The sequence below is a fragment of the Nocardia tenerifensis NBRC 101015 genome, from assembly GCF_000308715.1.
Taxonomy (GTDB): domain Bacteria; phylum Actinomycetota; class Actinomycetes; order Mycobacteriales; family Mycobacteriaceae; genus Nocardia; species Nocardia tenerifensis.
Genome location: NZ_BAGH01000519.1, coordinates 1 through 5,669, shown reverse-complemented (window position 1 = coordinate 5,669; position 5,669 = coordinate 1). Strand labels below are relative to the sequence as shown.

General features: G+C 69.1%; 5 protein-coding genes and 1 pseudogene. 1 reads left to right on the top strand and 5 read right to left on the bottom strand.

Annotation, left to right across the window (positions count from 1 at the left end; translation table 11 throughout):
- Positions 1–853: 853 nt before the first annotated feature.
- The 3 genes from ON39_RS34970 to ON39_RS34960 all read right to left on the bottom strand — a co-directional run bounded on the left by ON39_RS34970 (position 854) and on the right by ON39_RS34960 (position 3,041).
- The gene (locus tag ON39_RS34970) at positions 854–1,378 is read right to left on the bottom strand and encodes a hypothetical protein (protein ID WP_040740591.1); all 525 of its coding nucleotides are present in this window, start codon (positions 1,376–1,378) and stop codon (positions 854–856) included.
- A 91-nt stretch (positions 1,379–1,469) separates the two neighbouring features.
- Positions 1,470–2,258 carry an SGNH/GDSL hydrolase family protein gene (locus tag ON39_RS34965; RefSeq protein ID WP_040740590.1) on the bottom strand — a complete coding sequence of 263 codons (789 nt, stop codon included), beginning with the start codon at positions 2,256–2,258 and terminating at the stop codon, positions 1,470–1,472.
- Positions 2,259–2,330: 72 nt separating this feature from the next.
- Positions 2,331–3,041 carry a chymotrypsin family serine protease gene (locus ON39_RS34960; RefSeq protein WP_246002652.1) on the bottom strand — a complete coding sequence of 237 codons (711 nt, stop codon included), beginning with the start codon at positions 3,039–3,041 and terminating at the stop codon, positions 2,331–2,333.
- 230 nt (positions 3,042–3,271) lie between these two features.
- On the opposite strand from ON39_RS34960, the gene ON39_RS34955 reads away from it, so the two are divergent.
- Positions 3,272–4,405 (top strand): serine hydrolase domain-containing protein, encoded by a 1,134-nt coding sequence (locus ON39_RS34955; RefSeq protein WP_051187491.1) that lies wholly within the window; start codon positions 3,272–3,274, stop codon positions 4,403–4,405.
- A 1-nt stretch (position 4,406) separates the two neighbouring features.
- Here ON39_RS34955 and ON39_RS34950 read toward each other — a convergent pair whose 3' ends face one another.
- Together ON39_RS34950 and ON39_RS46335 are read right to left on the bottom strand one after the other, a co-directional pair.
- On the bottom strand, positions 4,407–5,249 hold the full coding sequence (locus tag ON39_RS34950; protein WP_040740589.1) for an alpha/beta fold hydrolase: 843 nt from the start codon (positions 5,247–5,249) through the stop codon (positions 4,407–4,409).
- Positions 5,250–5,327: 78 nt separating this feature from the next.
- Positions 5,328–5,669, bottom strand: a pseudogene (locus ON39_RS46335) (hypothetical protein); the annotation flags it as partial.

Sequence of the window (5,669 nt, the reverse complement as noted above, 5' to 3'; positions counted from 1 at the left end):
GGGACCGCCGCGACTGCCGCGACTGCTGGGGCCGACGAGCTGCCGAGCCGCTGGGACCGACGAACCGCCGGGACCGCTGAGCCTTCGAGCGACCTGCACGCCCGCGTCGTTGACCTCGCTGACACCGGGTAACAACGACTGGGCTGTCGAGTCACGCAGGCAGCGGAGCCGGGTGAGCCCTCGGGCCGGGTCGACTATCGGCCGGGTTGCCTGTCCGCCTTCTGAGCGCAACGCGGACGCCAGGCCTGACCACGGCGTGTGCCGGCGCTGGGGAGTCCGTCCAACACCACGTCGAATTCCCTTGCCGCACAGGAACGGTCGATGTCGTCCACGTCCCTGTCGTCCACGTCCCTCCCTGCCCGGCCGGAGACTCAGCCCGCTGCGGTACGGCCGAAGCTTCCCGTCCGTTGAGCGGTCGCAGCCGCCCAACTACCGGGATGCCCGAGCACACCAGTCGGTCCGCGCGGCCGAGCCGCCACACCACTGAACGTCCGATCCGGCCAACCGGCCAACCGGCCAACCGGCCAACTCGCTGAGTCACCCGAGTGCATCGACCCGGTGCTGTGAAGCCGCAGCCGAGCTGGTTGGACGTGGGTGAGCCGAGTCGCCGATGCTCGACGGAGTGCTAGCGCCCGAGTGCCCGAGGCATCGTCATCTCCCGTGTCCGGTCGTACGGCCGACGGATTCGGTCGCCGAACGGTACACCGCAGGTCGACTCATCTTGTGCCCGAACCGTTTTGGACGGAAGGTCGGCTGGTCACGATCCGGAGTGGCGTCTGTGCCGAACCTGTCCAGGCCCCGTGCTCTCGAGACGCAGTGCGACAGGCAACCGAAGCTCTGAGGGCAAGGTGGCTCAGCGCGAAGGCGGACCGCGCAATCCGCATCCGGAGCTGAGAAGCAAGCGCCTGGGCGTGGCGAGAAAACCAGCGGCGCAAGCGTTTTGGAGTACAAGGGGTGGGACAGGTTCGGTGCTGAGCACCACTACCGCACGATCGACAGCGGATATCGCTCGCGCGAGACCGATTTCGGCGCCGCGGATGAGCAGTGCGCCGATCGGGACGGCCGCGAGATGTGCGGCGACCATCACCGAGGTCGTGCCCGCACTGTGCTGGTGTCCGGCGGACATGGTCAGCGCTGTGTGGCCGAGGGTCTGGCCGATCGCCAGCAGCACCATGATTTCGGCGATCCCGAAGCGGGCGCGCCGCGTGCCCACGACGGCCCCGACAACAGTGCAGGCCGCGATCAACAGCCCGATCGAGGATTGGCCGGGGGACACGGCCCCGCCGCCGAGCGCGTGCGCGGCGATGCTGACCGCACCGGACGCGGATCCGACGAACGCGCCGCGCACCTGCGCCGCTGCCTCCTTCGATGTCCGCACCCGGCCATACTACTTCCGGTCGTAGTCCGGATTCGCACCCGGTTCGTAGTCCGGATTCGCACCCGGTTCGGGGTCTGGATTCGCACCTGGTTCAGGACGTGGTGAGTCCATCGGCGCGCCCGACAGGCAGCAGTTCCGGCCGTTTAGCCTCCCGTCCGGTGCCCGAGGACGTACCGCGCAGCCGCCGCCCGATCCACGGCCCGAGATAACGAATAACCCAGCGAACCTCGGTCCCCACCCGCTGCGCGAACACCCGATCGACCGTCGGCAACGGCTCACGCCACGTGTCGTCGGCGCCGGACACCCCGAGTTCGAAGGCCAGAGCCCGGGCGACGATGTCGTGGCCGATCGGACTCAGATGCAACCGATCCTCATCCCACGCGGCCGGGTGGCTCGCGGCGAGGACCGGCTCGAAGTCGACCAGGGTGACCCCGCGCCGTGCCGCCAGCGCACGCAGATCGGCATTGAGCGTGCGCACCCGCCCGGACAACAGGCGCGCGAACGGCGCGACAGCACCGATATCGGGAAAGGTGAACGTGACCACCCGCGCTCCGCCCTCGGTGAGCGCGGCGAACATCGCGTCGATATCGCCGAGCAACGCGTCGCGATCGAAACGCGGCCGCAGGATGTCGTTCATACCCGCCACCACGGTGACCAGATCGGGCTGCAAAGCCAGCGCAGGACTCAGTTGTCCGGCCCGAATCTCGGCGGCGCGCCGGCCCCGCACGGCGAGATTGGCATACTCCAGCGGCCCCGTCGCGGCCAGCAGCGCGGCGAATCGGTCGGCCCAGCCGTGGTGTCCGCCGTTCCCGTCCGGGTCGCCGATGCCCTCGGTCTGACTGTCACCGATGGCGACGAAACGGGTGAACGTCGGCTCCACATCGAGCTCCTGGGTGTGCGTCGGCCGAGATGCCCACCGGCACCTCACTTTTCGGCCCATCGTCGCACGCGCTCAGAGCGGCCGGAAGCCCGCCCCGACGCCGCCGCCCTGATCGATGTCGTCGAGCACCATGCCGATCTGCGTCGCCACGGCCGGATCGTGCAGCGGCGCGATCGGCGGGTGGCACACCATGTCGAAGACGGTGACGCCGGCCGTCCGCACGGCGATGTGCCCGACGTTCATCCCGACCAATCGGTCACCGATGGTCACCGGCCCGCCGGAATCGCCCGGCTGCGAACAGGATTGGTTCTGAAACCACCACCGGTGCGTATCCCACACCACCCCGCAGTTGTATCCGGAGGTCCGGCCGTTCTTGCACACCACGTCCCCCTGCCGCGGCGGCGTGCCGATGCCGCCGATCAGCGTCGCGGCGACCCGCCGGATCGGCGCGACCTTGGCGCGGTCGAACTCGAGCACGGCGTAGTCGTCGACGTGGTCGACGGCCGCGACGGTGCCGATCACGCCCGCGTCGGGCGCGTGCTCGGCCCGCACCGACATGCCGATCTCCGTGCAGTGCCCGGCGGTGAGCCCGACCAGCCGGTCGGCGCGGTCGTAGCCGATGGTGGTCAGCGTGCACACGCCGCGGCCGAGCAGAATGCCGGAGCCGCCGCCGAGCGACGCGACGGGCGCGGCGTTCGCGACGCCTTGTGCCCCGACGGCGACGAACGTCATGGCCGCCACGCCGAGCGCCGTTCGCAGACCGAATCGTTTCCGAGCGACCATGCCGCACCCTTCACCCTGGGGGATGTATCAGGCCACGATCACGTGCAAGACGAGGGCGATTCTTTCAGACCGATCGGTCTCGACGCCGGTGGATGACCGTTCCGTGATCAGATCTTGGGCGAAGCGCAACCCATCGAATAGTCCCGCAGGGGGAGCCGCCTTGGCTCCGTGGAGGGATGTCGGCGCGCGGGTGCCACGGCTACATTCCCGGTGGATTCGAGGGAGAGATCATGCGCTACGCAGTGGTGACCGTGGCCTTCGCGCTCGCCGTCGCCTTGACCGGATGCCGCGCAGCGCCCGGCGTGGACGCGTTGCAGCGAGATGTCGACGCCATCGTGGCCGTCGGAGTGACCGGTGTGCAGGCGCGGGTGGTGGACGGCGCCGGCGACCGGGTGGCGGTCGCGGGCAAGCCGGATATCGCGGCGGCGGAGCCGGTTTCGCCGAATGGCTACTTCCGGATCGGCAGCGTGACCAAGTCGCTGGTCGCGACCGTGGCCCTCATGCTGGTCGGCGAGGGACGGCTCACGCTCGACGATCCCGCGCGGCGATGGCTGCCGGATCTGCTGCGCGACAACGACGACACGATCACCGTCCGGCAGCTTCTCCAGCACACCAGCGGTATTCACGACAGCCCGCTCGAAACCGACACCGCCGAAGGCTATTACCGCACCCGCTACCAGATCCGCACGCCCGAACAGACCGTCGAGGCGGCGATGCGGCAGCCGCGCGATTTCGCGCCCGGCGCCGGCTGGGCCTACTCCAACGCGGGCTATGTGTTGCTCGGCCTGATCATCGAGCAGGTGAGCAAACGCCCCTGGCATGAAGAGGTTCGGTCGCGGATCATCGAACCGCTCGGGTTACGCGACACCCGCTGGCCCGGCGAGTCCCCGACACTGCCCGACCCGCACGCCAAGGCCTACCAGCAGTACGCCCCGGACGGCCCGCTGACCGACGTCACCGAGGTCGTTGACGCCGACGCCTCCGACGGCTACATTTCCACCACCGCCGACATCGGAACCTTCTATCGAAGTCTGCTGAGCGGCAACCTCTTACGGCCCGCACAACTGGACAGCATGCGCGCCACCCGACCGGTCGAGGGCGTGATCGGACAGATCTGGCCCGGCATCCGCGACGGGCTCGGCCTGTTCTCGGTGCCGTTGTCCTGCGGCGGGATCTACTGGATGCACAACGGCGGCCAGTACGGATACATCACCGAGACCGGCGTCACCGAGGACGGACGCCGCAGCGTCGTCGTGTCCATGTCCACCGCACTCGCGGGCGGCGAAGACTTCACCCGCAGCAAGGGTTTCGAGCAGGAGCGCGCGGCCACCCGGCTGGTCGACCACGCGCTGTGCGGTGAGTGACTCACAGGAACTCGGCGAGATAGGCCAGTAGCACCTCCGGCCGCTCCTCGGCGATGAAGTGCCCGCAGTCGGGAATGGCCGCGCCCTGAACGTCTTCGGCGTAGCCGCGCCAGATGTCGAGCACCGGAACCTCTTCGAGGAAGCTGGCCGCGCCCCACAGGGCCAGCACCGGCATGGTGAGGCGGTGTCCGGCGTCCGTGTGATCGTGTTCGGCGTCGATGTCGGCGGCGCGGTAGTCGTCGAAGCCCGCGCGCAGGGCGCCGGGAATGCTGAAGGCGCGGATGTATTCGTCGATGGCCTCGCCGGGCAGGCCGTGGCGGTTGACGGTCCAGGTCTCGAAGAAGTAGCGCAGGTAGCCGGGAATGTCGTGGCCGACAAGGCGTTCGGGCAGATCGGGTTGCAGGTGGAACAGCCAGTGGAAGTAGCGGCGGCCCAGGGCGGCGTCCATGCGGCGCCAGGTCTCCCTGGTGGGAATGATGTCGAGCACGGCGAGCTTGCGGACCTGGTCCGGGCGGTCGAGCGCCCAACGGTGGGCCACCCGCGCGCCGCGGTCGTGCCCGACGACGGCGGCGGTGGTGAAGCCGAGCGACTCGATCAGCAGGGCCACGTCGGAGGCCATGCTGCGTTTGTCGTATCCGGTGGTGGGTTTGTCGGTGTATCCGTAGCCGCGCAGATCCGGTGCGATCACGGTGTGTCGCTCGGCCAGCGCGGGCAGCACCTTGCGCCAGCAGTAGCCGGTCTGTGGCCAGCCGTGCAACAAGACCAGCGGCGGACCTGTCCCGGCGCGGCGATAGTGCATGCGAATGCCGTTCACGGTGGCGACCCCGCGACTGATCTCGACCATAGAAGCATTCTCGGTCCGGCCGGACACGGGCGGCGGCGAAATGGCGTCAACTGCCTGCGCGATCACCTCCGCCGGTGATCAGGGGGTCGCGGTGACGGTCGTCGAGGTGGTGGGTGCGGCCGAGGTCGTGGGCGTGGCCGACGTGGTGACGGTCGGCGTGGCCGAGGTCGTGACCTGCGTTGTGGGAACCGGCAACTGGGGCGCAGGGCACTCCCCGGTCCGCTCGCCGATGGTGTTGATCTCGGCGTTGGCGCGTGGGTCGCCGGCGTAGTCGATGCGGTCGGTGCATTCGACGTAGTTGTCGACGGGCGCACGCTGCGGTTCCGGGCAGCTGCCGGTTTGCTCACCGGCCGTGTTGATTTCGGCGTTCGAGCGCGGGTCGCCCGTGTAGTCGACGCGGTCGGTGCATGCGATGTATTC

What these genes read in the sequence shown, in the direction of transcription:
- ON39_RS34955 (WP_051187491.1), top strand. Translation starts at nt 3,272, where the DNA reads ATGCGCTACGCAGTGGTGACCGTGGCCTTCGCGCTCGCCGTCGCCTTG.
- ON39_RS34950 (WP_040740589.1), bottom strand. Translation starts at nt 5,249, where the DNA reads ATGGTCGAGATCAGTCGCGGGGTCGCCACCGTGAACGGCATTCGCATG.
- ON39_RS34960 (WP_246002652.1), bottom strand. Translation starts at nt 3,041, where the DNA reads ATGGTCGCTCGGAAACGATTCGGTCTGCGAACGGCGCTCGGCGTGGCG.